Annotated in this window: 20 protein-coding genes; 11 read left to right on the forward strand and 9 right to left on the reverse strand. The window is 53.9% G+C overall.

From position 1 onward, the window contains the following. Nucleotides 1–42: 42 nt before the first annotated feature. The 7 genes from atpG (at nt 43) to D8U70_RS04180 (ending at nt 8,434) form a co-directional block, all read left to right on the forward strand. Nucleotides 43–903: a F0F1 ATP synthase subunit gamma gene (gene atpG / locus D8U70_RS04150; protein WP_007911960.1), complete on the forward strand. Its 861-nt coding sequence runs from the start codon at nt 43–45 to the stop codon at nt 901–903. A 27-nt stretch (nt 904–930) separates the two neighbouring features. Then, entirely contained in the window at nt 931–2,310 is a 1,380-nt protein-coding gene (atpD, locus tag D8U70_RS04155) for a F0F1 ATP synthase subunit beta (protein ID WP_016772406.1), read from the forward strand. 45 nt (nt 2,311–2,355) lie between these two features. Then, nucleotides 2,356–2,781, forward strand: a complete 426-nt coding sequence (locus D8U70_RS04160; protein ID WP_016772407.1) for a F0F1 ATP synthase subunit epsilon — start codon at nt 2,356–2,358, stop codon at nt 2,779–2,781. 118 nt (nt 2,782–2,899) lie between these two features. Further along, nucleotides 2,900–4,267, forward strand: a complete 1,368-nt coding sequence (gene glmU, locus D8U70_RS04165) for a bifunctional UDP-N-acetylglucosamine diphosphorylase/glucosamine-1-phosphate N-acetyltransferase GlmU (RefSeq protein ID WP_130928339.1) — start codon at nt 2,900–2,902, stop codon at nt 4,265–4,267. 207 nt (nt 4,268–4,474) lie between these two features. Next, nucleotides 4,475–5,251, forward strand: a complete 777-nt coding sequence (locus tag D8U70_RS04170; RefSeq protein ID WP_041476528.1) for a DeoR family transcriptional regulator — start codon at nt 4,475–4,477, stop codon at nt 5,249–5,251. A gap of 2 nt (nt 5,252–5,253) precedes the next feature. Then, on the forward strand, nt 5,254–7,086 hold the full coding sequence (glmS, locus tag D8U70_RS04175; RefSeq protein WP_130928340.1) for a glutamine--fructose-6-phosphate transaminase (isomerizing): 1,833 nt from the start codon (nt 5,254–5,256) through the stop codon (nt 7,084–7,086). 163 nt (nt 7,087–7,249) lie between these two features. After that, nucleotides 7,250–8,434, forward strand: coding sequence for a hypothetical protein (locus D8U70_RS04180; RefSeq protein WP_130928341.1), 1,185 nt, complete (start codon nt 7,250–7,252; stop codon nt 8,432–8,434). Between the two features lie 577 nt (nt 8,435–9,011). On the opposite strand, the gene D8U70_RS04190 is transcribed toward D8U70_RS04180, so the two are convergent. Next, nucleotides 9,012–10,607, reverse strand: a complete 1,596-nt coding sequence (locus D8U70_RS04190; RefSeq protein WP_130928343.1) for a TnsD family Tn7-like transposition protein — start codon at nt 10,605–10,607, stop codon at nt 9,012–9,014. Between the two features lie 678 nt (nt 10,608–11,285). On the opposite strand from D8U70_RS04190, the gene D8U70_RS04195 reads away from it, so the two are divergent. From D8U70_RS04195 to D8U70_RS04205, 3 genes are read left to right on the forward strand one after another with little or no spacing between them, the layout of a single operon-like run. Next, nucleotides 11,286–12,248, forward strand: coding sequence for a transposase (locus D8U70_RS04195; protein ID WP_130928344.1), 963 nt, complete (start codon nt 11,286–11,288; stop codon nt 12,246–12,248). Continuing rightward, complete coding sequence (locus D8U70_RS27910) at nt 12,245–14,257, forward strand: transposase (RefSeq protein ID WP_130928345.1); 2,013 nt, start codon at nt 12,245–12,247, stop codon at nt 14,255–14,257. Before D8U70_RS04195 ends, D8U70_RS27910 begins: the two co-directional genes overlap by 4 nt. Next, on the forward strand, nt 14,254–15,600 hold the full coding sequence (locus tag D8U70_RS04205; RefSeq protein ID WP_130928346.1) for an AAA family ATPase: 1,347 nt from the start codon (nt 14,254–14,256) through the stop codon (nt 15,598–15,600). Before D8U70_RS27910 ends, D8U70_RS04205 begins: the two co-directional genes overlap by 4 nt. Nucleotides 15,601–15,752: 152 nt before the next feature. Here D8U70_RS04205 and D8U70_RS04210 read toward each other — a convergent pair whose 3' ends face one another. Both D8U70_RS04210 and D8U70_RS04215 read right to left on the reverse strand, forming a co-directional pair. Further along, the gene (locus tag D8U70_RS04210; RefSeq protein WP_130928347.1) at nt 15,753–16,394 is read right to left on the reverse strand and encodes a hypothetical protein; all 642 of its coding nucleotides are present in this window, start codon (nt 16,392–16,394) and stop codon (nt 15,753–15,755) included. A gap of 8 nt (nt 16,395–16,402) precedes the next feature. Continuing rightward, nucleotides 16,403–17,416 carry a hypothetical protein gene (locus D8U70_RS04215; RefSeq protein ID WP_130928348.1) on the reverse strand — a complete coding sequence of 338 codons (1,014 nt, stop codon included), beginning with the start codon at nt 17,414–17,416 and terminating at the stop codon, nt 16,403–16,405. Between the two features lie 463 nt (nt 17,417–17,879). Between D8U70_RS04215 and D8U70_RS04225 the strand changes: the two genes are divergently transcribed. Continuing rightward, nucleotides 17,880–18,635, forward strand: a complete 756-nt coding sequence (locus tag D8U70_RS04225) for a hypothetical protein (protein ID WP_177433944.1) — start codon at nt 17,880–17,882, stop codon at nt 18,633–18,635. On the opposite strand, the gene D8U70_RS04230 is transcribed toward D8U70_RS04225, so the two are convergent. The 6 genes from D8U70_RS04230 to D8U70_RS04255 all read right to left on the reverse strand — a co-directional run bounded on the left by D8U70_RS04230 (nt 18,621) and on the right by D8U70_RS04255 (nt 24,370). Continuing rightward, nucleotides 18,621–19,220, reverse strand: a complete 600-nt coding sequence (locus D8U70_RS04230; protein ID WP_130928351.1) for an ATP-binding protein — start codon at nt 19,218–19,220, stop codon at nt 18,621–18,623. The genes D8U70_RS04225 and D8U70_RS04230 overlap by 15 nt on opposite strands. 16 nt (nt 19,221–19,236) lie before the next feature. Then, on the reverse strand, nt 19,237–19,812 hold the full coding sequence (locus D8U70_RS04235) for a hypothetical protein (RefSeq protein WP_130928352.1): 576 nt from the start codon (nt 19,810–19,812) through the stop codon (nt 19,237–19,239). Next, the gene (locus D8U70_RS04240) at nt 19,805–20,644 is read right to left on the reverse strand and encodes a bis-aminopropyl spermidine synthase family protein (RefSeq protein WP_130928353.1); all 840 of its coding nucleotides are present in this window, start codon (nt 20,642–20,644) and stop codon (nt 19,805–19,807) included. The genes D8U70_RS04235 and D8U70_RS04240 overlap by 8 nt, the downstream gene beginning before the upstream one ends. 790 nt (nt 20,645–21,434) lie before the next feature. Further along, on the reverse strand, nt 21,435–22,421 hold the full coding sequence (locus D8U70_RS04245) for a hypothetical protein (RefSeq protein WP_130928354.1): 987 nt from the start codon (nt 22,419–22,421) through the stop codon (nt 21,435–21,437). A 500-nt stretch (nt 22,422–22,921) separates the two neighbouring features. Then, nucleotides 22,922–23,653 (reverse strand): hypothetical protein, encoded by a 732-nt coding sequence (locus D8U70_RS04250; RefSeq protein WP_130928355.1) that lies wholly within the window; start codon nt 23,651–23,653, stop codon nt 22,922–22,924. 120 nt (nt 23,654–23,773) lie between these two features. Further along, nucleotides 23,774–24,370 (reverse strand): GNAT family N-acetyltransferase, encoded by a 597-nt coding sequence (locus tag D8U70_RS04255; protein WP_130928356.1) that lies wholly within the window; start codon nt 24,368–24,370, stop codon nt 23,774–23,776. Nucleotides 24,371–24,453 lie beyond the last annotated feature (83 nt).

The raw sequence follows: 24,453 nt of genomic DNA on the forward strand, positions 1-24,453 counted from the left end.
GGGAGCCGCGAGGCTCCCGCTTGCTAACCTGATAGGTGTTACATGGCAGGCGCAAAAGAGATTCGCAGTAAGATTGCGAGCATCAAAAGCACGCAAAAGATTACCAGCGCCATGGAAAAAGTGGCGGTCAGCAAAATGCGCAAGGCACAAATGCGCATGGCTGCTAGCCGTCCTTATGCGGAGCGTATCCGCCAGGTAATTGGGCATCTGGCCAACGCCAACCCGGAATACCGCCACCCGTTCATGATCGACCGTGAAATCAAGCGCGTCGGTTATGTCGTCGTGAGCAGTGACCGTGGTCTGTGCGGCGGCTTGAACACCAACCTGTTCAAGGCCCTGGTCAAGGACATGGCGGTAAACCGCGAAAACGGCGTCGAGATTGATCTGTGTGTAGTCGGTAGCAAGGGTGCGGCCTTTTTCCGCAACTTCGGCGGTAACGTCGTTGCAGCTATCAGCCACCTGGGTGAAGAGCCGTCGATCAATGACCTGATCGGCAGCGTCAAGGTGATGCTGGATGCCTACCTGGACGGCCGTATCGACCGCCTGTCCGTGGTGTCCAACAAGTTCATCAACACCATGACGCAACAGCCTACCGTGGAGCAGTTGATTCCACTGGTGGCAACCCCGGATCAGGATCTCAAGCACCACTGGGACTATCTCTACGAACCGGACGCCAAAGAGCTGCTTGACGGCTTGATGGTCCGTTACGTCGAGTCGCAGGTCTACCAGGCGGTGGTCGAGAACAACGCGGCTGAACAGGCTGCGCGGATGATCGCGATGAAGAACGCTACTGACAACGCCGGTGATTTGATCAGCGATTTGCAGCTGATCTACAACAAGGCGCGTCAGGCTGCGATCACCCAAGAGATCTCGGAAATCGTCGGCGGCGCTGCCGCGGTTTAACGGTTCAAATATTCAGAGGATCCAGCTATGAGTAGCGGACGTATCGTTCAAATCATCGGCGCCGTTATCGACGTGGAATTTCCACGCGACAGCGTACCGAGCATCTACAACGCGCTGACTGTACAAAGCGCGGCCGCAACCACCCTGGAAGTTCAGCAGCAGCTGGGCGACGGCGTGGTGCGTACCATTGCGATGGGTTCCACCGAGGGCTTGAAGCGCGGTCTGGAAGTCACCGACTCTGGCGCAGCCATCTCCGTACCGGTCGGTAAAGCGACCCTGGGCCGGATCATGGACGTCCTCGGTAACCCGATCGACGAAGCTGGCCCGATCGACACCGAAGAGCGCTGGGGCATTCACCGCGCAGCACCTTCGTTCGCCGAGCAAGCAGGCGGCAACGACCTGCTGGAAACCGGCATCAAGGTTATCGACCTGGTCTGCCCGTTCGCCAAGGGCGGTAAAGTCGGTCTGTTCGGTGGTGCCGGTGTAGGCAAAACCGTAAACATGATGGAACTGATCCGTAACATCGCCATCGAGCACAGCGGTTATTCCGTGTTCGCCGGCGTGGGTGAGCGTACTCGTGAGGGTAACGACTTCTACCACGAGATGAAGGACTCCAACGTTCTGGACAAAGTGGCACTGGTTTACGGTCAGATGAACGAGCCGCCGGGAAACCGTCTGCGCGTAGCACTGACCGGCCTGACCATGGCCGAGAAGTTCCGTGACGAAGGTAACGACGTTCTGCTGTTCGTCGACAACATCTATCGTTACACCCTGGCCGGTACTGAAGTATCCGCACTGCTGGGCCGTATGCCTTCGGCAGTAGGTTACCAGCCGACCCTGGCTGAAGAGATGGGCGTTCTGCAAGAACGTATCACTTCGACCAAGGAAGGTTCGATCACCTCGATCCAAGCGGTATACGTACCTGCGGACGACTTGACCGACCCGTCGCCAGCGACCACCTTCGCCCACTTGGACGCCACCGTCGTTCTGTCCCGTGACATCGCTTCCCTGGGTATCTACCCAGCGGTAGATCCACTGGATTCGACTTCGCGCCAGCTGGACCCGAACGTGATCGGCCAGGACCACTACGACACCGCTCGCGGCGTTCAGTACGTTCTGCAGCGTTACAAAGAGCTGAAAGACATCATCGCGATCCTGGGTATGGACGAGCTGTCGGAAGCCGACAAACAGTTGGTTAACCGTGCTCGTAAGATCCAGCGCTTCTTGTCGCAGCCGTTCTTCGTGGCTGAAGTCTTCACCGGTGCTTCGGGTAAATACGTTTCCCTGAAAGACACCATTGCTGGCTTCAAAGGCATCCTCAACGGTGACTACGACCACCTGCCAGAACAAGCGTTCTACATGGTTGGCGGCATCGAAGAAGCGATCGAGAAAGCCAAGAAACTGTAATCCCGGCGCCCGGCAACGGGCGCTAATTTAGGTTGAGGCAATCAGATGGCTATGACAGTCCATTGCGATATCGTCAGCGCGGAAGGGGAAATCTTTTCCGGCCTGGTCGAGATGGTGATTGCGCACGGTGCACTGGGTGATCTTGGTATCGCTCTGGGTCACGCGCCGCTGATCACTAATCTCAAGCCGGGTCCGATCCGCCTGATCAAGCAAGGCGGGGAAGCCGAGGTGTTCTACATCTCCGGTGGTTTCCTCGAGGTTCAGCCGAACATGGTCAAGGTACTTGCCGATACCGTGCAACGTGCTGCCGACCTGGATGAAGCTCAGGCTCAGGCAGCTCTCAAGGCTGCCGAGAATGCCCTGAACGAAAAAGGCGCGGACTTCGATTACGGCGCCGCTGCCACACGTCTGGCCGAGGCTGCAGCCCAGCTGCGCACCGTCCAGCAGATCCGCAAGAAGTTTGGCGGTTAATCCGTCAGCCGCTTATTGTGCGATTGATAAAAAAGGGTAGCCTCGGCTACCCTTTTTTCTTTTCCGAATTCCCACAAACCGGTCGCAGTTGCTGACCACCCAGGATTGGTAGCCAGTCATGTCTCTCGAAATCGTTATCCTCGCGGCCGGTCAAGGCACTCGCATGCGCTCCGCGCTGCCCAAGGTGCTGCACCCGATTGCCGGCAACTCCATGCTCGGCCATGTTATCCACAGCGCTCGGCAACTTGATCCACAACGCATTCACGTGGTGATCGGTCACGGTGCTGATGTGGTGCGTGAGCGTCTGGCAGCTGATGATCTGAATTTCGTGTTGCAGGACAAGCAATTGGGCACTGGCCATGCCACCGCCCAAGCGGTGCCGTTCATTGATGCCGACACTGTGCTGATTCTTTACGGCGATGTGCCGCTGATTGAAGTGGAAACCCTGCAACGTCTGCTCAAGCATGTCGTGCCGGGCCAGATGGGTTTGCTCACTGTCGAGCTGGATGACCCGACCGGTTACGGCCGCATCGTGCGTGATGCTGACGGCAAGGTCGCGGCAATCGTCGAGCACAAAGACGCCAGCGAAGCGCAACGTGCGATCACCGAAGGCAACACCGGCATCCTCGCTGTGCCGGCCAATCGCCTGGCAGACTGGATGAGTCGCCTGTCGAACAACAACGCGCAGGGCGAGTACTACCTCACCGACGTAATCGAAATGGCGGTCAGCGATGGTCTGGTGGTGGCTACCGAACAGCCGCACGACCCGATGGAAGTGCAGGGTGCCAATGATCGCAAGCAGCTCTCTGAACTGGAGCGTCATTACCAGTTGCGCGCCGGCCGTCGCCTGATGGCTCAAGGCGTGACCCTGCGTGACCCGGCGCGTTTCGATGTGCGTGGCGAAGTCAGCGTCGGCCGCGATGTGCTGATCGATATCAACGTGATCTTGGAAGGCAAGGTGATCATTGAAGACGACGTACAGATCGGCCCGAACTGCGTGATCAAGGACAGTACCCTGCGCAAAGGCGTGGTGATCAAGGCCAACAGTCATATCGAAGGGGCCATTCTCGGTGAAGGCAGCGACGCCGGTCCCTTCGCGCGTTTGCGCCCGGGCACTGTGCTCGAAGCGCGCGCCCATGTGGGTAACTTCGTTGAGCTCAAAAACGCCCACATGGGCGAGGGTGCCAAGGCTGGCCACCTGACCTACCTGGGCGATGCCGAGATCGGCGCGCGCACCAACATCGGCGCCGGCACCATCACCTGCAACTACGATGGCGCCAATAAGTGGAAAACCGTTTTGGGCGCTGATGTATTCATCGGTTCCAATAACTCGCTGGTTGCGCCTGTGGATATCTCCAACGGTGCAACTACCGCTGCCGGCTCGACCATCACGCAAAATGTGGATAACGCTCAGCTGGCGGTTGGCCGAGCCCGTCAGAAGAACATTGACGGCTGGAAGCGGCCGGAAAAAATCAAGAAATCCTGATTTATCCACAACCTCCTGTGGGAGCGAGCCTGCTCGCGAATGCGGTTTGTCAGTCACGTTTTCAGTGGCTGAGACTGCCCTTTTGCGAGCGGGCTCGCTCCCACAGTCATTTCAATCTTTCTGAATTTTTCTCCCCGCGTCTTGACGGCAACCTTTCGATAGAGTTTCATTGCTTGCGTTATATTTCGAATCGAAACTTAAGCCGCCATGTCCAAACGCAACACTCCTCAGCGTCGTCATAACATCCTCGCCTTGCTCAACGAGCAGGGCGAAGTCAGTGTGGATGAGCTGGCCAAGCGTTTCGAAACTTCCGAAGTTACGATTCGCAAGGATCTCGCTGCGCTGGAAACCCATGGTCTGTTGCTGCGTCGTTACGGCGGTGCGATCACCATGCCGCAAGAGCTGGTCGCAGAAACGGCGCAGAGTATTTCGAAGTACAAGCAGGCGATCGCCCGCGCGGCGGTCAAGCGCATCCGCGAGCACGCGCGCATCATCATCGACAGCGGCAGCACCACCGCCGCGATGATTCCCGAACTGGGCCAGCAACCGGGTCTGGTGGTGATGACCAACTCGCTGCATGTCGCCAATGCCTTGAGCGAACTGGAACACGAGCCGGTGCTGCTGATGACCGGCGGCACTTGGGATCCGCACTCGGAATCCTTTCAGGGCCAGGTCGCCGAGCAGGTACTACGCTCTTACGACTTCGACCAACTGTTCATCGGCGCCGACGGCATCGATCTGGTGCGCGGCACCACCACCTTCAATGAACTGCTCGGCCTCAGCCGGGTAATGGCCGACGTTGCGCGAGAAGTGATCGTCATGGTCGAGGCCGACAAGATCGGTCGCAAGATTCCCAACCTGGAGCTGCCCTGGAGCAGCATCCATACCCTTATTACCGATGATCGCCTGCCCGTCGAGGCACGCGATCAGCTTCAGGCCCGAGGGATCACGTTGATCTGTGCGGCTGTCAGTCAGGAGAAATAACCATGTGTGGCATTGTCGGCGCAGTAGCTGAACGTAATATCACCGCCATCCTTCTTGAAGGCCTGAAGCGCCTCGAATACCGCGGCTATGACAGCGCCGGTGTGGCGGTTTATACCAACGACCAGACCCTGGAACGCATGCGCCGTCCGGGCAAGGTCAGCGAACTGGAAACCGCGCTGGCCGAACAGCCGCTGGCCGGCCGTCTCGGTATCGCCCACACCCGTTGGGCTACCCATGGCGCGCCGTGCGAGCGCAATGCCCACCCGCATTTTTCCGGTGACATTGCGGTGGTGCACAACGGCATCATCGAGAACCACGAAGCCCTGCGCGAACAGCTGAAAGCGCTGGGCTATGCGTTCAGCTCGGACACCGACACCGAAGTCATCGCGCACCTGCTGACCCACAAGCTCAAGGAACAACCGGACCTGACTGCCGCGCTCAAAGCGACCGTCAAGGAGCTGCATGGCGCCTACGGTCTGGCAGTGATCAACGCACAGCAACCGGATCGTCTGGTTGCCGCGCGCAGTGGCAGTCCATTGGTGATCGGCTTGGGCTTGGGCGAGAATTTCCTCGCTTCCGACCAGTTGGCTCTGCGTCAGGTCACTGACCGCTTCATGTATTTGGAAGAAGGCGATATCGCTGAAATCCGTCGCGACAGCGTGCAGATTTGGGATGTAACCGGCAATGCCGTCGAACGCGCTACCGTGCAGTACACCGATGGTGCCGAAGCCGCCGACAAGGGTGAGTTCCGCCACTACATGCTCAAGGAAATCCACGAACAACCGACCGTGGTTCAGCGCACCCTCGAAGGTCGTCTGGGCACCAATCAGGTGCTGGTTGAGGCATTCGGTCCGCAAGCCGCCGAGCTGTTCGCCAAAGTGCGCAATGTGCAGATCGTCGCCTGCGGCACGAGCTATCACGCCGGTATGGTCGCGCGTTACTGGCTCGAAGAACTGGCCGGTATTCCGTGCCAGGTCGAAGTCGCCAGCGAATTCCGTTATCGCAAAGTGGTAGTGCAGCCGGACACGCTGTTCGTGACCATCTCGCAGTCTGGCGAAACCGCGGACACCCTCGCGGCGCTGCGCAATGCCAAGGAGCTGGGTTTCCTCGCCAGCCTGGCGATCTGCAACGTCGGCATCAGCTCGCTGGTGCGTGAATCCGATCTGACCCTGTTGACGCAGGCCGGTCGCGAAATCGGCGTGGCCTCGACCAAAGCCTTCACCACGCAACTGGTCGGCCTGTTGCTGCTGACTCTATCGCTGGGTCAGGTGCGCGGCACTCTGGCTAACGGCGTCGAAGCCACACTCGTCGAAGAACTGCGTCGCCTGCCGACCCGTCTCGGCGAAGCGCTGGCGATGGACAGCACCGTGGAAAAAATCGCCGAGCTGTTCGCCGAGAAAAACCACACCCTGTTCCTCGGCCGTGGTGCGCAATTCCCGGTCGCGATGGAGGGTGCCTTGAAGCTCAAGGAGATCTCCTACATCCACGCTGAAGCCTATCCGGCCGGCGAGCTCAAGCACGGCCCGCTGGCACTTGTGGATAACGACATGCCGGTGGTCACTGTCGCGCCGAACAACGAACTGCTGGAGAAGCTCAAGTCCAACCTGCAGGAAGTCCGCGCTCGCGGCGGCGAGTTGATCGTGTTCGCGGATGAGAAGGCTGCGATGACCAACGGCGAAGGTACCCACGTGGTGCAAATGCCGCACATCCACGACATTCTCTCGCCGATCCTTTATACGATCCCGTTGCAACTGTTGTCGTACTACGTCGCCGTGCTCAAGGGCACCGACGTTGATCAGCCGCGCAACCTGGCGAAATCGGTGACCGTGGAATAAGTTATCCACAGATGATCTACGCTTTGGTTTTAGAGAATTAAAACTGTCGCGGGAGAATTAAAACTGTCGCAGGAGTCGGAGGGCTGCCTCACCGCCTCCTGCGAAGCCCGTAGCCCATCGCATGACCCCCTACCTTTCCTGTTCCCAGGGACCGGCCGCCCCCATGCTGTTGCGAATCCAACCTGATGAATCGCTCCGTTCGTATGTTGAGCGGAACCTTTTCCTACAGTTAAATAATACTGATTTAGATATTTTGAAAGAGCCAGGCCTCCGTTACTTTCATTGGACTAGCTGGCAGGTAGTCTTCATTGCAAATGTTATGGAATGGCATGGTTGTTATGGATTTAATAAGTTGGTGCATTTGCACTCCGACTTCCCTTTTCGAAGCGTCTTCAAGTCACGGGGTAACTTATCGTATTCGGGGTCAGAGTTCATACAGCAGTCTTACCGCTTTGACTCTCTTGCGGATACCCGTGCCTATTGCCCGTCGTGCGTAAATGAAGATATGCGGCTCCTAGGCTACTCATACTGGAGACGTATTCATCCTCATGTAACCGTCTGCGCAAAGCATAACGTCAGTCTGCTCTCCTACTGCCAATTCTGTGCGCAGCCGTTCTCTCGTGATGGCCACGCTGTTCAGGTGATGTGGGGTGGATGTGCGGGGCATAATCTAGGAGAGGCGGAGCCTACGGCTAATAAGGACCCTCTGGCACTGCGTCTGGCACAGTTCTTCGAAAGAGCCTGTTCCCTCAAGTATCATATCGCAGCGGAAACGGCTCTAGATGTTCTCGTAAATAAGGTCAAGGATACCGATTCTTATATTTTTGCACGCGGCTTGAGGCAGGATATAGAGCAACTTATAGCAAAAGTTGAATTAGGTCAGCGCCCATTCTTCGAATTTTTTGATACCGATGGGCGACGATATGAGATGCTGGAGTTGCTGGCGGTCGTTTACGATAGTTTTGATGATTTTCTGGGCGATTGCTTACGTCTTGAACCAAGCCCTGTACCTATCAATTCCTATTGGAATACTTATCGAGTTTATAGTGATGGCCATGAGCACTACGTAGAGGAAGATTATCGTCTTGGAGTAAGCTCATGGATATGCAGCGATGTCATAGGCTACCTCGGAAATCCACACCGAGACCTTCGGCCAAGGATATATCCCTGCTGTAACCTACCTCATCCCCGGCGCAAGGGGCATCAACTCAAGCCTGAACTGGTAAAGGCTTCACTCCCTAAGGTTCGTCGGCTTGGAGCAACCGGTTGGGCTCCAGTAACCACGAGCGTCTCCCCGCAGGGTTACCAGTCATCCGTTGACGGCGCTAGTGTCCGACTATTGCAGTAAGGTAAGCCTTACCCTAGCGTTCTGCGTGGGAACGGAGGCCATATGCTTACAATAGATCTGCTCGCTCCCTGTTCTTCCGCTCCTCTCTGTTGCTGGAGCGGCCAATACCGTTGTTTCGTTGCGCGGAGGGAACAGGTTCAGGGCCAGGCGACCCACGTCCTTGGCAACGGTCGTCTAGCTTCTGCTTGGTTAACGCGTCCTGCGCTTGGCTTAGACAGCCGCACTCCCTGTTGCCTTTTGCAGAACTCGAAGGGTTTTAGTCAGGTCCGCGAACTGCTGATGAGGATCGAGTACGGCGTTTACTGTTAAGGCGGGGTTACTGAATGAGGCCGGCGGGAGCTGGAGCGCAGGCCCACTACCCGCTGGCTGAGAACGCTGATAGGCGATCTGATTTAGCTGACTGCAATTCTATTTCCAGGGCTGTGGCGTTTGTTGACTCAATGAAAATTCTCAACCTGTTGCTTGTCGGTTCTCAAGAAATCACTCAACGGTAATGCTGACGCTGCCATGAAACTTCGGGGGCATATACGACTGGCGGTAACTTACAAATAACTCGTATGATTGACTGTAATGTCAACTATTGAAGTATCTCGGATAGAAGCTGCCTCGTTTTTGGATAGTGAAGTTTCTGCTCAAGCGAAGAAAAAAGGTTAGGGACTATTCGGTACAGGTCACGTTTACGGATTTTCTTACGGTCGTCAGAACACGCTATGAAGGCTTTCACAACCAACCCACATAGACTCTCATCACGGTCGTCCCAGTTAATTGCGACGTAGTTACCAATCCTACCACTTGGTAGAGAGGCCGTTTGCGAAAATAACCAAAGGCGGTCGTTTCTATAGAGCCATGCATAGACACTGGGAACGAGGCGCTTAATGAGGTTCGCGCTGGCGTTAGGCGACTTATTTACAGCTCTAGTCCATAAGTTTCGTTGTTCCTCAAGCCGTTTGAGTTTTACAATTTTTTTAAATTGCTGGTCGATTCCTGGGTTTAAACGCAGTATTCGGTTCACAGTGCTTATTGATACTCCATATGTATCGCAGGCCTCTTTCTTACTGCTCCCAGCTACTAGTGCTCCTAGGATCTGTTCTTTTAAATCACTGAATAGTTTTTTAGGTTTCGGTGTTCCATTTCCCCTTCTTGGGTTTGAACATGCTACAGCGGCAGTATCAGCCAGTATTGAGTTTTGAAGTCGGTTAGACGCTGGAAGCTTTTTCTGATTCAAAGCGTGTTGGTATGACTTGACAAATGATTCTAAGCTTCCGAAAAGCCACCAAATCAGGGTCAGATGCTTTAACGGATGGCAGGAACCACGGGGGTTGCGAGTCATTTGGGCAATGAATCCTAAGGCTCGCCTACGAGAGGTTGGCAAAGCTGTGAAAGGCGGGAACTCCTTGAGCTTTGCACAATTTTCCGAAAAACAGTCGGCTGCGGCGTCACGCGCCTTCTGGAAGCCGCCCAGATTACTGAAGGCTTCCTTGTAGACCTGAGCAACTGTAGTTAGATCAAACCGACAGGTGGTACCTAGTTTCCACAATGCTACAGCTGAGTCAGACATGCTTTGGAGTGCTGCGAGGGTTGCTGGATCTGCCACTGACTGAGCAGGCACCCTAAGTGTTAATTCATCGGGAATAAGCCACTGAAGCCCCCTAGACCACTGTCTGTTTTCGTTTGACTCTGAGAGCAAAATTCCATGCACCGGGCAGGTTGTTACGCCGGGAATCTGGTGAGATAGGTGCCAATATTTGGACCCAAAGTCTGATTGGTCTGCTGCCATACATTTCATACACGCCTTTAAAGGGTGCTCTCCACCGAAGCGTCCCGTCACAAGCCCGAGTCGATATTTAATCGATCCAATATTGGAGCCGATCAATGCCTGCTTGAGTTCCTGAACGTGTTGAGATGATTGAAATGGAAAGAATATAGGTGAAATAGTGTGGGCGGTTATTATTTCCTGTGAATGGCCCCAAACAGATTTTGCACAATCGCTTAGTAAACCCAGATTGCTTGGAAAGTCATGGGAAAAGTTTTTAGTGTCGCTTCCGAAAATAAAATTCAGCGTATCTCTAGGTGATTGATTACCCCACAGAATATGCTGGCGACTACATAAACTATAAAAGCATTCATCAGGGAGCCAATGAAGCAATGGTAATTTTTTACCTGTGAGGTTCATATGCTCCTCCCTCAAAGCATATGAGTTTAGTCCATTATTTTTTCGTCGTAATTCCTATAAATTATCAACGTATAGGGGGTTAGGCATACTAGTTTTAAGCTGTCTTTGCCTGCGCCTGGAGGCGCCCTGGGGCGGCATAGGCATGGAATGGACCGGAATCTTGTGTGCGCTCCGTACATGCAGAAAGTAGATCTATCGGATGGCTTGAAAAAGTTAAGTAAGATTATGCTCAAACTTGTTGTCAGCTAGGAATTTCCAGCGTTAACATGTTTAGTTAACCGTCCTAGCGGCTCAACGCGCTGCGTAAGCGAGACGGCGAAATGGTATGGAGAGCTCGCGGCCGGATCACAATCGGCGGCGACGCCTAAGGTAGAGCTATCGAAAGAAATTCGGATGACAGCTAGCTAAACGAGAGCGCTGGAAGTCAGTTAGACAAAGGCCCAAGTGCGACCTTGGGCCCTTGTGGATAAGTCAGACAAGCCACCTGACTTGCCCATTGTCTATTCCTTGCATGTGAGACGTCAAGTTTCGCACGGACTCGCTCATCCACAAGAATCTCCGCGTTATCCACAACCGGATACGCGGTTACCTGCCCGCAGGATAAGGGTTTCGCCGGTGTGCACGTTGTTATCCCCAACGCGCATTCGCTGGGAAATCTGGTTAGCTTGGAAAGCTTGGATGAAACCGCAGGAACGATTTGACCTGATCATGAATCGCCAGACCCGGTTCGAATGGGGTCGGGAATATGTACCGTCCACGTTGGCGGTTCCCCGAGAAGCACCAAAAGGGTCTCGAATCAGCAGGCTGCATAGCCGAAAGTTGGGGCGCACGCTTCATCTCCTTTCCAACCCGGAAAAAGTGTTTGCGCAATTAGCCCTCTACCACCCTGACCTTTTTGAGCTGCACGAGCAGAAAATGCTTTGGCCTGTGAATACAGGGCATCCATTGAGAGGGCATCCGCGGACGAAGGGCACATTTCCGGCCCCTCTCCGCGGAACCGTGGATATCGCGAGGGAGATCGGTTTTAAGCATCATGAAATCGTAATCGAAGACGCGAGCGGTAGCAGGCGTTGGATCCCATACCCATACCAGGGCGACCTTCTGCTCTATCTCCTCAATTGTCGAGGAGAACCGTTCGCTATCAACTGGACTGTCAAGGACCAGGCCGAAGCATTTCGAGAACGTCGGAGCAGGTCTGCGAAGACCCCTGTTCAGCAGAAGAAGGACCGCGAGCATGCCGAACTCCGGGGAGAGCTTGAACGGCGATACTACGAAAGCGCCGGCATTCGAACCGTAGAGGTTTTCCGTGATCTGCTATCGCCGACGATCCAGGCAAATCTAGACCTGTTGTTTGGTATGCACGGTCTTGATTTCTCACTTGAACCGAATCTGCTCGAAGATTTCGGCGGTGCGGTGGCTGATGCCGTGCAGGCTGGGAAGCCAGTGGCCTACACGGCGATTGACTACGGTGCTAGGTGGGGTTTCCGGGACCAATTCATTGCCAAGATCTACCAACTTATTTGGGACCGAAAGCTTCAGGTCGATTTCAGCGAACCTATCTTGATCGATCGCCCGCTGATTACCGGTGGATGCGATCTGCTCCAGGAGTTCGGCTCGCTTTTCGAAGAGGCCGCGCCATGAGGGCAGGCTCGCGAATCATCGCTCCGGGAGGGTTTCGCAACCTCACACAAGGCGATGTCTACCACTTCCTAGTCAGCGATGGCCAGCGAAACCGTGTTCGCTTGGTCGAATTCAAGGACGATGGAAAGCACATCAGCACGCACCTGCTTCAACTGAGCCGGATCGATTTTGAGGAGGCAGTCGAGGATGGGTGGCTGCTTGAAGATGGCCCGGCTGATTCTACTCCTCCATGGCTTACGCCCGTCGAAGGTGTGGCCATCGACTACCTGGAACACCGGCGAGTTTCAACGAAAGAAAGCTACGAGCAGAAGGTGAACAAGCGCTTTGCTGCCATATCCGGCTTGGTTGCTCGCCAAAACGAAATCCTCGCGAGCGATGATCCTGATGCCCTGATTAACGCCTACGCCAAAGCTCAACGACCCCATCAGAACGCAGCCAGGACGAGGCTCTGGTTCTATTCCTACGTGGTGTTTGGCCGGACCAAGTGGTCCTTGCTGCCACCTCTCCATCGTATTGGGGCATGGAATCGAGAAGGACCTGGGCGTACGAAGAAGCTTGGCCGGCCCTCTCGCAAGGGAAAGAGACATGGTTACCGTTGCGATGCAGTCATGCAGCAGATGCTACTGAAGGGGTTCCTCGCCAGTAAATCTCCCCACAAAACTCAAAACAAGATCTACAGCGACATCCTTACGGGAGAGTTTGGTTGCATTGCATACAAGTTGGCCGGGAAGACAGTGGAGTATAGACATCCGCAAGGTGAGCCATTCCCTTCTTTCCCGCAGTTTAGGTACTGGATATCTAAATTGATAAGCGCAAAAGAGCTGCGTATCGCTTTGAAAGGAAAGCATCGCGCTCGTGCTCAATCTGGTTCAGAGGGAAGTTTTGCCGATAACCTCATCAATGTGAATCAGCGGATTGAGTTCGACGGATATTATATTTCCGAGAAACTCTCTGGATTGACTGAAGGCAGTGCGGTTGACAGCTTCTGTGTCGTCCGTGCTGTTTGTGCGTTGTCAGGGATGGTGCTTGGCATTGGCTTTTCAGAAGGCAAAGAAAATATGGCCGCCTATCACATGGCGATCTACTGCATGGCATGTGACAAGGTCAAATTCTGCGAGCAGTACGGTATTGAAATCAGCGCCGAGGAATGGCCAAGTGCTGGCTTGTCGGGTGGCATCGTGCTTGATAGAGGACCTGCTGCAGGCTACGAAGTAGAGCCAGAGATTCACTGGTTAAAGTCGGTAGAGCTGACACCAGTCTACTCAGGCCAATCCAAGGCTACTGTCGAATCCTCTCACCCGAGAGAAAAGAAGGCGTTGGGGCAGCCGACCTATTTTCACAGCAAGCTTGATTTCGTGCAGATGGCCAAGCGCGAGATTCTGCGGGTCCTGAAGGATAACCATACCTCTGACGCTGGAAAGCGCATGGACGAGGAGATGATTCTGGCCGGCATTAAGCCAACCCCACATGACATTTACTGCTATTGGAGTATGCGAGGACGAGACTCCTCGATTGGCGTTCCCTTCGATACTGCTGTGAGGCAGTTTTTGGATGTACGGCCAGCTGCGATAAGAAAGGACGGTGTCTATTTTTACGGGCGAAAATATCGATCCCGTGCGCTGGAAGAAACAGGAGTATTTGACTTGGTGGCTCGGCAAGGCGTCATCAATACTTCAGCATATGTTTTGGTCATGTGTGTTCGTCATATATGGATCGAAATTAAAGGAGCCTTGTACGAATTAGACTTTGTGCGGCCATCGCGTAGCTCGTATGGCTCTATCGATATTTCCCTGCGTGATCTTCAGTCGGTTGACCAGGTGCGTCGAGGAGCTGCTGCTGATCTTAGAGATGAGCGCCCTGCGCATGAACAACATTTCGAAGACAGATTCAAAAGGAGTACAGGCGAGGACTGGAACGCTGGCGAGAGAAAAATCGGACGGCCCTCAAAAGGCGGCGCTGCCCTGCGCGACAGGGACGATTTCAATCGATTCAGAGGCGCTAAAAAATGAACAGAACCATCGAAGCCCGTTTCGACGGTTATATGGATATTGAAAGCATCCGTAGTCGAGTTACCGTTCGACCAGATCCGGTACCGGATTTGGAGACGCTTCCCCCCATGCTCGGTGCTGAGCTACTCGCTGAGCGGCTCAAGGAGATGTACCTCCCCAGCCAGTTCTCGCTCAGTTTCATTGAAGAAATGATCGGTTTGGCATATCTGCACAACCTCAAAGTTTTCAGGAGCGAGGCTGAGTACGCTGGCAGGATCTTCAACCCTCCCGACGTGGAGGCTTCACCGATTTGCCTTACCGGTCTGGCTGGGGTGGGGAAAAGCCAGACGATTGCTGCTCTTCGAAGAGCAATGCCCCCACCGGTAGAGCTCACTTGTGACCTGTTCGAGGGCAGCATCGAGCTTACCTCTATGTGGTACGCGAGCGCCCGCGGGAAAGCGAGTGGTAAGCAGCTCCTGCTGGATTTCGTTCATGGAAGCGGTCATGACGGGCGTGGTGGCAATCTGGCAAAACTGCTTGTGGAGTGTCGCCGTCGCGCCAACCGGGACGGAGTTTCAACTGTTGTTATGGATGAGACACAGCACATCAACACCGGCATGGGCGCGTCCAAAGTGACCGACATACTGCTGACGATGGTAGCCATCGGAGTGCCAATGATTTTTGTGTCCAACTACAGCCTCGTGCACAAGCTGCTTCGTCGCAACAGTGAGGACAAGCAGAGGCTGCTTTCCGAACCAAGGATAATGCTGCCCGAGGATCCAAGGAGCCAGGATTGGGCAGAATACATAGGCGAGTGCATGAGGGTCAGTGGCGGCCGTATCAATTCAGGTAAGGACGAATTTGCGGCTGAGCTTTACCGTTCCACCTTTGGTATCAAGCGGCTCGCTGTGCAGCTGGTAAAGCTCGCTTACATCGAATGCCGAGCCGCTAGTAGAAATCGGATTGAAGTCGAAGACCTCCAAAAGGCCTACAGGTCCAGCGCATACACCAGCAGCGCGAAGGAGGTCGAAGAGTTGCAATTGCAGGTCATCAACAAGGGTACCCACGGGGCGCATCTGGACCTGTGCTGTCCATTTGATTTACCTGTTGAATTCAAGTCGAACGTGGTGAGCTTTAACCGGGCAGATCGCGATCAGCGTGTACAGACAAGGGTCTTCGATTCGTCGGCTACCGAGACTGAACGCTCCCTATTGAGGGAGATCGCCAAGCCGGAGGAGAAAACTCCGACCAAAGCGACCCGTCGAAAACCGCTTCCAGTGGCGACCGACGAAGAACTAACGCTAGCCTTTCATCAATACATGGAGTCACAGTCGCCGTCCTCAAACCTCAAAAAGCCGAGGTAATGTTCATTAGGGCCTCCGAGCCATCGGCCATCACGGAAAAAATTCATCCCTGGAAGCAAGCCCGAAATTATCCTCGGGCTGTTGTGGAACAACCTCGAACATGGTGAAGGATCGTCCCCCCGCGACGAGGCCCGAACGCGCCTGCTGGCTACTCAGTCAAAAGGTGGACCGTTATTGATTACTTCCCCCAGCAATTTGCGAACGTGCCCGATGTACGAGTTCAGTCCTGCCTGTACGCTTACCTCGGATGCAGCGGCCGAAACGCCAAAGATCATTGATAGAGCTTTATCAACAGCAGGATTGGAGCGGATGGCGTGTTGCGTACGTGGGTGGTCAAGTTCAACGAAACCCTGGATCAGCCCTTCAAGCGTAATGACCTTTCTCCTCAAACTAGGGGCTAGCGCTTCGAGAAGGTGCTCACCTAGTCCATTTAGTGCGCGTTTGTCGCCAGTCAAAATGACGCTGTCAGGATCTGCGGCGGCTGCTGCAAAGAGCAGTGCTTCGCCGGCATCAATTCCAGGCACGGCGTACAGTTGCTCAAGGACATCCAGATCAACTTCTGCAACTGATACTTTTTCCGCCAAGCCCAGTAGCGTTGCGATCTGGGTGGCAGCTTCCTCGCTTTTGCATAGTTTGAGCGGGTTCTGCTTCGGCAGTAGCTTGTAACGAGCGGAGTCCAGAACCAACACCTGGATCGCACCACTCCGAGTAAAAAGCTTTGGGAGCTGCTCCAGTATTCCGTACTGGGCCAGTTTGAGAATCACGTCATTATCGATGAACAATTTCAGCGCCATACGAAATCCTATTCGGCTGGAGCCACACGGTAGAGGAGATCGATGGTGTCGTCCGGGAGAACCTCTGGCTTAATGCAACGCCAGAGCAAATCGTTGACGACGATGCCGGCCGGTTTGGCCCCCGCCTGTAGAAGGTTGATCGCGGCCATTCCTAGTGCCCAAGCATCATTGTGTTTGGCAAAATTTAGTACCACATGACCGGGGTCCACATGGTTTGCCTTACCGTATTGCATAGCCGCATCTGCAAGCCCTGCTGCGGACATGTTGCCTGTGCCATTGCCGTAGGTCGCGTTTTCCCGACCGTTCAGCAGGGTAATCGCAAACTGATCTGCCGCCTGCTCGTCTGCATCAGGATCATCTAGTGCATACGACTGCTCGCCGAGTGTCTCGTCGATCAAGATTTCGTCTGGATCGATATGTCCTAAAGCACAGTGCCCGATCTCATGGGCGATAATGAATGACTGCCAGGCCCACGACCTGCTTTTTTTGGACAAGATAATGACAGGTCGCCCTTCGAGCATGGTGACCATGCCATCCATCTTTGGTAGCCCTTCGCATACCTGTTCCAAATAGATCACAGGTACGCCATGACGCCAGCATGCTTGCAGCATGTTACGCAGACCCAGCCAATTCCCACCTTCCGTTCCTAAAATCTCATCTCGGAGCTGCAAAGGGTCTTGTGGAAAGGGGGTGTATTCGTAGGGGGTCGCGTAGGCAATAGACTCTGCGACAAACATCGCTAGTGAGGTCGCAGCGCTGAGGTTCTTCGATTTGTTGGGAATAGAGCGCTTGTACTTGATGTCACGGCGCCGGAGTTCTTCGAGTCCAGGACTGTCGGAGAACAAGGGAGCGACACGCAGCCCCAGTCGCTTGGCCAGGATTGATGCGACTTCGAGAGTCGCCCCCTCATCCTGCAGCATCTCGCTGGTCACCCAGTCGGGTAGCAGAGAGCTCTGGAATTCACGGGGATAACCGGCTGACTCTAGCGCCCCGAAGATTCGATCAATTTGAGTGGCCGGCATTGCGACCTCCTTGAGCAGAAAGCGGGACCGATTGACCGACAGAGTTCGCTGCAAGCCCTTTCAGGCTCCGAACTACCTTAATCAACGCCCGGGCATGAACATCCGAGCCATCCCATACAGACATTATTGCATCCTTCAGTTCAGTCTCCAATGAACCATGCCCTAGGGGGGCGGCCAATTCATTAACCCCGTAGAAGGTGCAAAGCTTATTGAATTGCTCGCTGTACCTTAGCCTAGGTTTGTGGCCATTGCGAAGCCTCCATACAGTTGGCTGAGAAACCCCGCTTTGCCTTGATATTTCAGCATCACTGCGGGAGTCTGCCTTGATGGATTCTATGATTTGGTTATAGACGAGCTGGATCTTGGTGCTACTCATGATATTCACTATAGGCTATTCGCCTACACAAATGAATAGATTTTTGGTACGCTTGTCCTTGTTATTTGACCTTTGGACCCACACCTCATGATCCCTTCCACTTTCTGCTGGACCAAAATGGGCGTCGAATCAGGCGAAGGCCTGGACCTTATCGTGCGTCGCAAGGAGTGGGAGCGTCAGCTCGGGGACGGTCTTTTCTTCTGGGGCATTGGTCAGTCGCTTGGAGACAATGCTCGCGATGCCGCGGCATCCATTGATGGCGAAATGCAGGTTCTGTTCTCGCCGATGTTCAGCAAGCCGAAGGACATTGACGTTCGCCCTGAAGACATCTTTGTCTGGAACAGTTGGGTTGATGGGCGAGGTAACGTCATGCCTCTCCCCAAACACGTCTTGATTACCAGTCGAGCCGACCTTCCTTCAGGACGGCGCAAATCGAGTCACTACGCTCTGGTCTGCAGGTCGGATCAGCGGCTGGGCGGTGGTACGGAGATAGAGGTGACCGCAGCCCACCTTAGGAATTTTTCCAGTGATAAGCCGCTAGGTGCTTCGCAGGTTACTGCCGTCGTAAAAAACGCCAACCACGCGCTCAACGGAAATGCCGCCAGAAAGTATGCAGTGAGCTTCACCGCCACCATGGAGGCTCCGTATGCTGTTCAGCTCAGTGATCCTTCGCTTTTGACTGTTCAAGATTTGGAACGCATCAGCGAGGTCTCGACCAGCGGCGATTTGAAGGACTGGAGTGCACTCGTGTCGAGCCTTCGCGGCCAATCCCAGCCCGCTCTCACTTCGCCAGTTACTCTTGATCTTTTCGACTTTGAATCTGGCTTGTCAGTGGCCGTCTGAGCGGAGCAGCTTGGAAACCTTCAGGAAATTCTGCAGTACCTCCTCACCTGGTTTCCCTGCGTCCAGAAAGTACAGCTCTGCTCCCGTCTCGAACGCATAAAGCGAGGCAATCTCGCATTGAAGGGTCACATGTCGGCGCAGGTCGCTTGCCTTCGGCAACGGGCGGCCGGCAGGATCTGCCTTGATACGATCTGAGAGTGTCTGCGCATCCGCGTAGAGGCAAACAATCACGTCTGGCGCGAGGTCATGCAACTGCGCTTTTGCGAATGGCGTCACCCTGAAACCGAACGTTTCGATCGTAACGGGGTGAGAGTCGACTACGAGATTGCCGCCTTCTTTTTTGAGCGTTGCCGCGACCGCAATCAGTTCTCTGTCGATTCGCTCGACATCTTGGCGCGTTATCAGGGCTGCGGATTTCTCTCGCATATCGTCTTGCGTCACCGGGCCCGTACGCTCGGAAACGACGCGAGCTAGCTCCTTGCTGTAGGTAAATACGCGGACTTGGCCAGGTAAACTGGCCAACCGCTCGGTCAGCGTCGATTTGCCGGTAGCCGGTGCTCCGGTCAAATAGATCAGCCTTCCCATCCCTGGATTCTCCTTATCAGTCCCTGAGGAACACCGCGTAAGGGGGTTTAACGCGAGCAATTAAGCCAATCTGCTTGATGATCCGTTGCTCAGGAGGTGGTGGGATGTGCGGCTCGTTATAGATCAGGCAGCCCTTATCGTTTTGCCCTTTCAAGTATTCAGCTGCAATTCGCCCACGCGATTGGCCTACACCGACATGGAAGTCGTTCAGGTTGACCTCAAACTCCTCCGTTTTCAGTTCATCCAGGACAAGCGCAAATCGTGAACCACGTACCTCGATACCTCTTGGAACAGCCTGCCAGTCCACGCCATCTTCAGAGTACTGAGATGCAGCTACCGGGGGGGCCGAATGCTTGGAGTTCATCTCGTTCATGATGATAAGGAGATGTTTTCCTTCCTCCTGCATAGCCCTACCAAACGGCTGGACCATCGTGCGAGGATGGCAGGAGCTTCCTCCGTATCCCCAGAAAATTGAACCGGCCTCATCGAACTCTCGACGCTTCCTTTCCACGATATCTTCGAGTGTCTCGGAAGCGTGAAGCCCCACCTTCATGAAGATCACGCCTTGGCCATTCGCAAGCGGGTTAGGCATCCGGAACCTCCTGATAATGTTCGAGGGAGTAGCGCTGCTCTGCCTCACGATTTACGTTGAGGCTGGGGATTTCTCGCACGTGCTTGTAAATCAGCGGATTGTCCTTTCCGTAGAAATTTCGGAGGCGTTCGGCTGACAGCTTCTCCGAGGTCTTTTCCATCAAACCTGGGACCACCCTGCGGAACAAGCATGAGCAGGAACGCAGGTCAGGTGCGTCATCGAGGTGGTAGAGATGGAGCTGCGGAAGCATTTCAGAGACGACGTAACCCAGTTCTATGGCCCTGAGCTGCGTATCTCTGAGCACCTCTTGAGTCCAAGGAAGATCCGGATCATCAGCAATGACAACAATGCCAAGACCTCGCTCGTTGGTAGCCTGGCTGCCTCGCTCCAGAAACGCCGTTACGCTTTGGCCACCGTTACTCGCTCCCCAGGGCGGGTTGATATGGAAACCGTCGTAGGCGCCAAAATGCTCGGTAGGAAGAGGGTCAGCCACGTTATAGAGATGGGCAGTGATCTCGATCTTGGGTGCTAGCTTCTCACCGAATCGCTGTACGGAGTTGACGATACGCTCATCGAAATCCAGAAGCGTGATTGATTTCGGCCCATAACTGATCACATCTTGGGCTTTGAGGTGAGCAGCGGAGAGGGCTATTCCATCGCCGTCACCAACGAAGACAACCTTCTTCCCATCGAAGACCCTTGCGACGTACTCGGCCTGAATGACCATATCCGCGACTTTCATGTAGATCTGGTCGAACTCGCGCAACGGTGCGGGTCGATTCATCACCACATCAGATATGCTATTGATTGCATTTCTTAGATCAAACTTCACTATCAACCTCCATGTTAGCGGCTGATCCTTAGCGGTGATGGATAGTTTAATGGCTAAGGGCTATCTGCAAGCATAGTCTGGGTGGTGAGGTGAATGGAAGATGCTACCGGCACGCCTTTGGGTCGTGAGTTTTTGATGCTATCCAATTTGTTTGAGCATTGTTCACGAGAATAGGCATTGCCAATGTTCTCGCTAGAGCTAGATGGTAGGTGATGAGCCGATTGGGTATTCTCTGAGAGCTAGCTCCGAGATTTTGTTGGCTCGTTGCCTCCCCTTGGAGACGCTTGACAGCCCGCTTCCACAGCGGGCTTTTCTAATTCTGCAATGATTTTGGTACTTGCTACCTACCACGCGATCTTCAAACCACCCACCTCGGCAATGCTGCTTACACCACTTCATGAGATGGTATGCGCTCCTATCCTTGGCGCTGAAAAGCCCCCGCGTCCCTTGCTCAACGTCATTAGCAACCTGATACCTAGGCAATAGATCTCTTTCGGGTCCGCGCTACTGCTGCTCACACACTGGTGTCTGAAGTCGCTCGCCTGATGGATGGGGGGATATCTCCGTCCGCTTTGCTGCTCTGGCCGATCCTGGCGGCCGCCGCGGTTATCCACGTCCAGACCGGGCGATGCAAGTTGGGCGCCTGAAAAATGAGAGCTGATGTACACCAGATCCTCTCCTAAGGCCCGTGCTTAATCACAGCTGACGCTAGTTTTCCCCGCCAGATGGGATTGAACTGGGCCTGCAGTCTAGTGATGCTGTTTCTTAGCTTAGGTCATCCTAAGGTTCGTCACTGCTGAATGCGTAATCCGGTTGCATCGTGTTTGCGCTTCAGAGCGACATCAATATCCGCAATGAACCGTTCGGGCGTCATCGCCAGAATTTCCCCCGTTAGCCGGTGCACAGCGACTACAGTTTCCGCCCGAACGGCTTGATTGCTGGTGAGTTGAACTGCACGTACCAAATTGGATGGCTCGTAAAAGTCGCTCAGCATTTTGGACAGGGCTCCGAGTTCTCGCTCCATGCTCGTGATAGCAGCCACTTTATTGAGAGTGGATTCTGCGTGATCGATTTCAGCGTTAGTCAGGTGTTCTTTGGCAGGGATGAGTTCGAGCTGTTTACGGTAGTCTGATATCTGCCCGGCGTACGTTTGATAGTCCAGTTCAAGCCATGCTCCCAACCCGGTGAGCTTGCCGTAGGAACTCGGGTACCAGGTTCTCTCGACCACTTTCTTTCCATTATCGGTACCTGTCTTGGTTATCTGATATTCCCAGACCACCTCTAGCCTATTCGTCTTCCAGCGGTCGATTAATTTATGCCAAATCTGCCGGGGTAGTGCGTTGTGCAACTCAGTGATCCGCGCTTGCAAATCCCTGTGTTGCATGTGAAGGGCTTTGCCCTGCTCCACGTAGGATTGCCGCTTCTTGAGTAGCGATTCCACCTTACGGCGGCGGATTGATTGCCGCTGGTTCATATCAAGCTGCTTGAAGCCTGCTTTGACCGATTCGTCATCCAAGCTGAGGTACTTGTGAGCGCAGCAATGACCGATCAGAACCACGGAGCCATCGGTACAACCTACGACGTAACCTTTTTGGTGCTGCTGAGCACATCGTTTACCAAGCTTTTCATACTGGCAGCTTGCTTCAGGTTGATAGAGTTTATAAGGCCACACCCCGTGGCTGAAATTCTCTTTTTTAAGCAGCAGGTCTAGGGCGATTTCGAAGTGACTTTGGATGTCAGCCAAGGTCTTGAATTCTATGAAGTCGGTTGATGGCATCAATTGCTCCAATCTGGTTAAAACGGGAGAAGATGGGGCGCGCAGGGTGGTCTGTATGTATAAACAGTATAGGGTGCATAGATCTTCGATGGAAGGCTTTGTGCCATCACTTCATATTGGGGTAGGGGTCTTGGGCGGGACGGAGTCTGGCCACGCACAAGGCCAGGACGATCAGCCTACAGTACGGGGTTCGCGCTTCCCCCCGTCCGGCGCTCTTGACCGAGCGGGAGGCCGCATCGATTCTGGCTGCGACAGTTTTAACTCTAAGTGGCAGTAAAGGTTTACTCATCGATGGATCTGTCTGCGGATTGTAAGTGTGTTGCGCTGATCAAATCTCGCCGTTTTATCCTTGCTACCGCGCCCGCAGGAAACGCAAAATGCGGCCACCATGGCTGAATCCGACTTTTGCCTGCAAACGTAGGCGATCCCGTACCCATTAGAAACAGGCCAGTGGCTACGGCCATTGCTTGGTAGGTGTACAGCAGCCCGAACCGGATGTTTCAGCGCTTGTGCTTTTTAGCTTTTTTCTTACGTTGCTCTAGCTTTTTATCAAATACAATTTTATTCCACTGTTCTGCCATTTCGCCAGCCTGCCTATAAACGCCTTTGCTCATTTCAATACTTTCAAATAGTTCAAGTATCGTAGGAGAGATCTCCATTCTCTGCTTTGTAAGAATGAAAACCATCAGGTGCGAAAACACACAAAGACACAGGGCGGTCAATAAGAGTGTTATCTGAATCCACAGGGATTCTGCGGGCGCGAATGCACCGGAGTTAATCTGTATCAGGTAATAGTTAAATACGCCTATGATGAAAAGCTGAAGTCCAATCAAGGAACGCGTTATGGCCTTAGGAAGTCGGGCACCGACGATCTTTCGTTTTTGCAACGCAAAGCTGTCGTACACGCTTAACAATAAAAATGGGAAGCCAGCAAAAGCTATGTCAATGCTTGACAGGCTGTAGTCCGCCGAAGAGATGTTTATAATGAATGTAAGTGATAATCCGCTAAGTAGTGCTATACAGAAATCTTTATTCAGCTCACCATAAAACTCCCTGTAATAGGGAGAGCTTCGTCCAGTCAAAGCTTGAATACAGTCATAGGTGTATACCGTGCCGAGAATCCATGAGACGGATATTGCTGACAGCAGAATAAAATGCCACCAGGAATGGTATTGAAAACTCAGTTGCCACAAAGTCGATGCGGCAGCGACGAAAAACAGAATGTATTTCATTAGGTTCAGCAATCTCTCATTGGCACGACTGTTACGTTTGGCGGCTCTCTGAAACCTGCTTTGATCAGCAGTTCATGCATCGCACGGTGCGGCGCTTTTTTCCAGGCTGGCTTAGGTTAGTCATGCGCAAGCCAAGAGCGCCTTTACGTCGTCATCGTTGAGCATGAACACACCTGCCGCCACACTTGATCCTGGTGTGCCCATCACGACCAGGTCAGCGTACATCCCTTGAGTCAGTGCAAATCCTTGCTGCTTCCCAGGAACCGCGAATGCGCCTTTTTGCTCAAGCCCAGCATTCTCGTAGAAATCTACTAGGTCATAGCCGCACAACAGGTGCGTATCGCGCGCATCGTCGATCAGCGCATTGAGAATCTGTGATCCAATACCGTGGCCGCGAAAATCTGGGAAAACAAAGATTTTGTGACAATAGCGTGGAACGTTCGGGTCTGGATGAACGAACATCAACGCATAGCCGTAGAAGCAGCCATTTTCATGGCTCATGGCAACCTTCAGTTGCCCTGCTCGGTAGCACTCGTCAAAAATTCCCACTACATGCTTGATGGCCTTTCGGGTTGCCTCTTCTGAAAAGAAAAGAAACTGCATGGCTAGAGTGGGCTGAGCGAGCAGATCCTGAAGCACGCCCTTGGCTTCGTTTTCCAAGATCTGGGGGAGGAAGGTGTCGATCAGTTGTTGATCAGAAAGAGTGGTGTCTAGCATGGATAAGCGCTCCTGCTTTGCCTGGATAGCCTGCTTGTTTTCGCATGGACTATACCAGTTGTCCTAGGGTAGAGCGCCGAGCG

This window comes from Pseudomonas sp. Sample_20, assembly GCF_004307585.1.
Lineage (GTDB): Bacteria > Pseudomonadota > Gammaproteobacteria > Pseudomonadales > Pseudomonadaceae > Aquipseudomonas > Aquipseudomonas atacamensis.

Bases quoted from the DNA above. Each gene is read 5' to 3' on its own strand.
- atpG (WP_007911960.1), top strand. From the start codon at position 43: ATGGCAGGCGCAAAAGAGATTCGCAGTAAGATTGCGAGCATCAAAAGC.
- atpD (WP_016772406.1), top strand. From the start codon at position 931: ATGAGTAGCGGACGTATCGTTCAAATCATCGGCGCCGTTATCGACGTG.
- D8U70_RS04160 (WP_016772407.1), top strand. From the start codon at position 2,356: ATGGCTATGACAGTCCATTGCGATATCGTCAGCGCGGAAGGGGAAATC.
- glmU (WP_130928339.1), top strand. From the start codon at position 2,900: ATGTCTCTCGAAATCGTTATCCTCGCGGCCGGTCAAGGCACTCGCATG.
- D8U70_RS04170 (WP_041476528.1), top strand. From the start codon at position 4,475: ATGTCCAAACGCAACACTCCTCAGCGTCGTCATAACATCCTCGCCTTG.
- glmS (WP_130928340.1), top strand. From the start codon at position 5,254: ATGTGTGGCATTGTCGGCGCAGTAGCTGAACGTAATATCACCGCCATC.
- D8U70_RS04180 (WP_130928341.1), top strand. From the start codon at position 7,250: ATGCTGTTGCGAATCCAACCTGATGAATCGCTCCGTTCGTATGTTGAG.
- D8U70_RS04190 (WP_130928343.1), bottom strand. From the start codon at position 10,607: ATGAACCTCACAGGTAAAAAATTACCATTGCTTCATTGGCTCCCTGAT.
- D8U70_RS04195 (WP_130928344.1), top strand. From the start codon at position 11,286: ATGAAACCGCAGGAACGATTTGACCTGATCATGAATCGCCAGACCCGG.
- D8U70_RS27910 (WP_130928345.1), top strand. From the start codon at position 12,245: ATGAGGGCAGGCTCGCGAATCATCGCTCCGGGAGGGTTTCGCAACCTC.
- D8U70_RS04205 (WP_130928346.1), top strand. From the start codon at position 14,254: ATGAACAGAACCATCGAAGCCCGTTTCGACGGTTATATGGATATTGAA.
- D8U70_RS04210 (WP_130928347.1), bottom strand. From the start codon at position 16,394: ATGGCGCTGAAATTGTTCATCGATAATGACGTGATTCTCAAACTGGCC.
- D8U70_RS04215 (WP_130928348.1), bottom strand. From the start codon at position 17,416: ATGCCGGCCACTCAAATTGATCGAATCTTCGGGGCGCTAGAGTCAGCC.
- D8U70_RS04225 (WP_177433944.1), top strand. From the start codon at position 17,880: ATGATCCCTTCCACTTTCTGCTGGACCAAAATGGGCGTCGAATCAGGC.
- D8U70_RS04230 (WP_130928351.1), bottom strand. From the start codon at position 19,220: ATGGGAAGGCTGATCTATTTGACCGGAGCACCGGCTACCGGCAAATCG.
- D8U70_RS04235 (WP_130928352.1), bottom strand. From the start codon at position 19,812: ATGCCTAACCCGCTTGCGAATGGCCAAGGCGTGATCTTCATGAAGGTG.
- D8U70_RS04245 (WP_130928354.1), bottom strand. From the start codon at position 22,421: ATGCCATCAACCGACTTCATAGAATTCAAGACCTTGGCTGACATCCAA.
- D8U70_RS04250 (WP_130928355.1), bottom strand. From the start codon at position 23,653: ATGAAATACATTCTGTTTTTCGTCGCTGCCGCATCGACTTTGTGGCAA.
- D8U70_RS04255 (WP_130928356.1), bottom strand. From the start codon at position 24,370: ATGCTAGACACCACTCTTTCTGATCAACAACTGATCGACACCTTCCTC.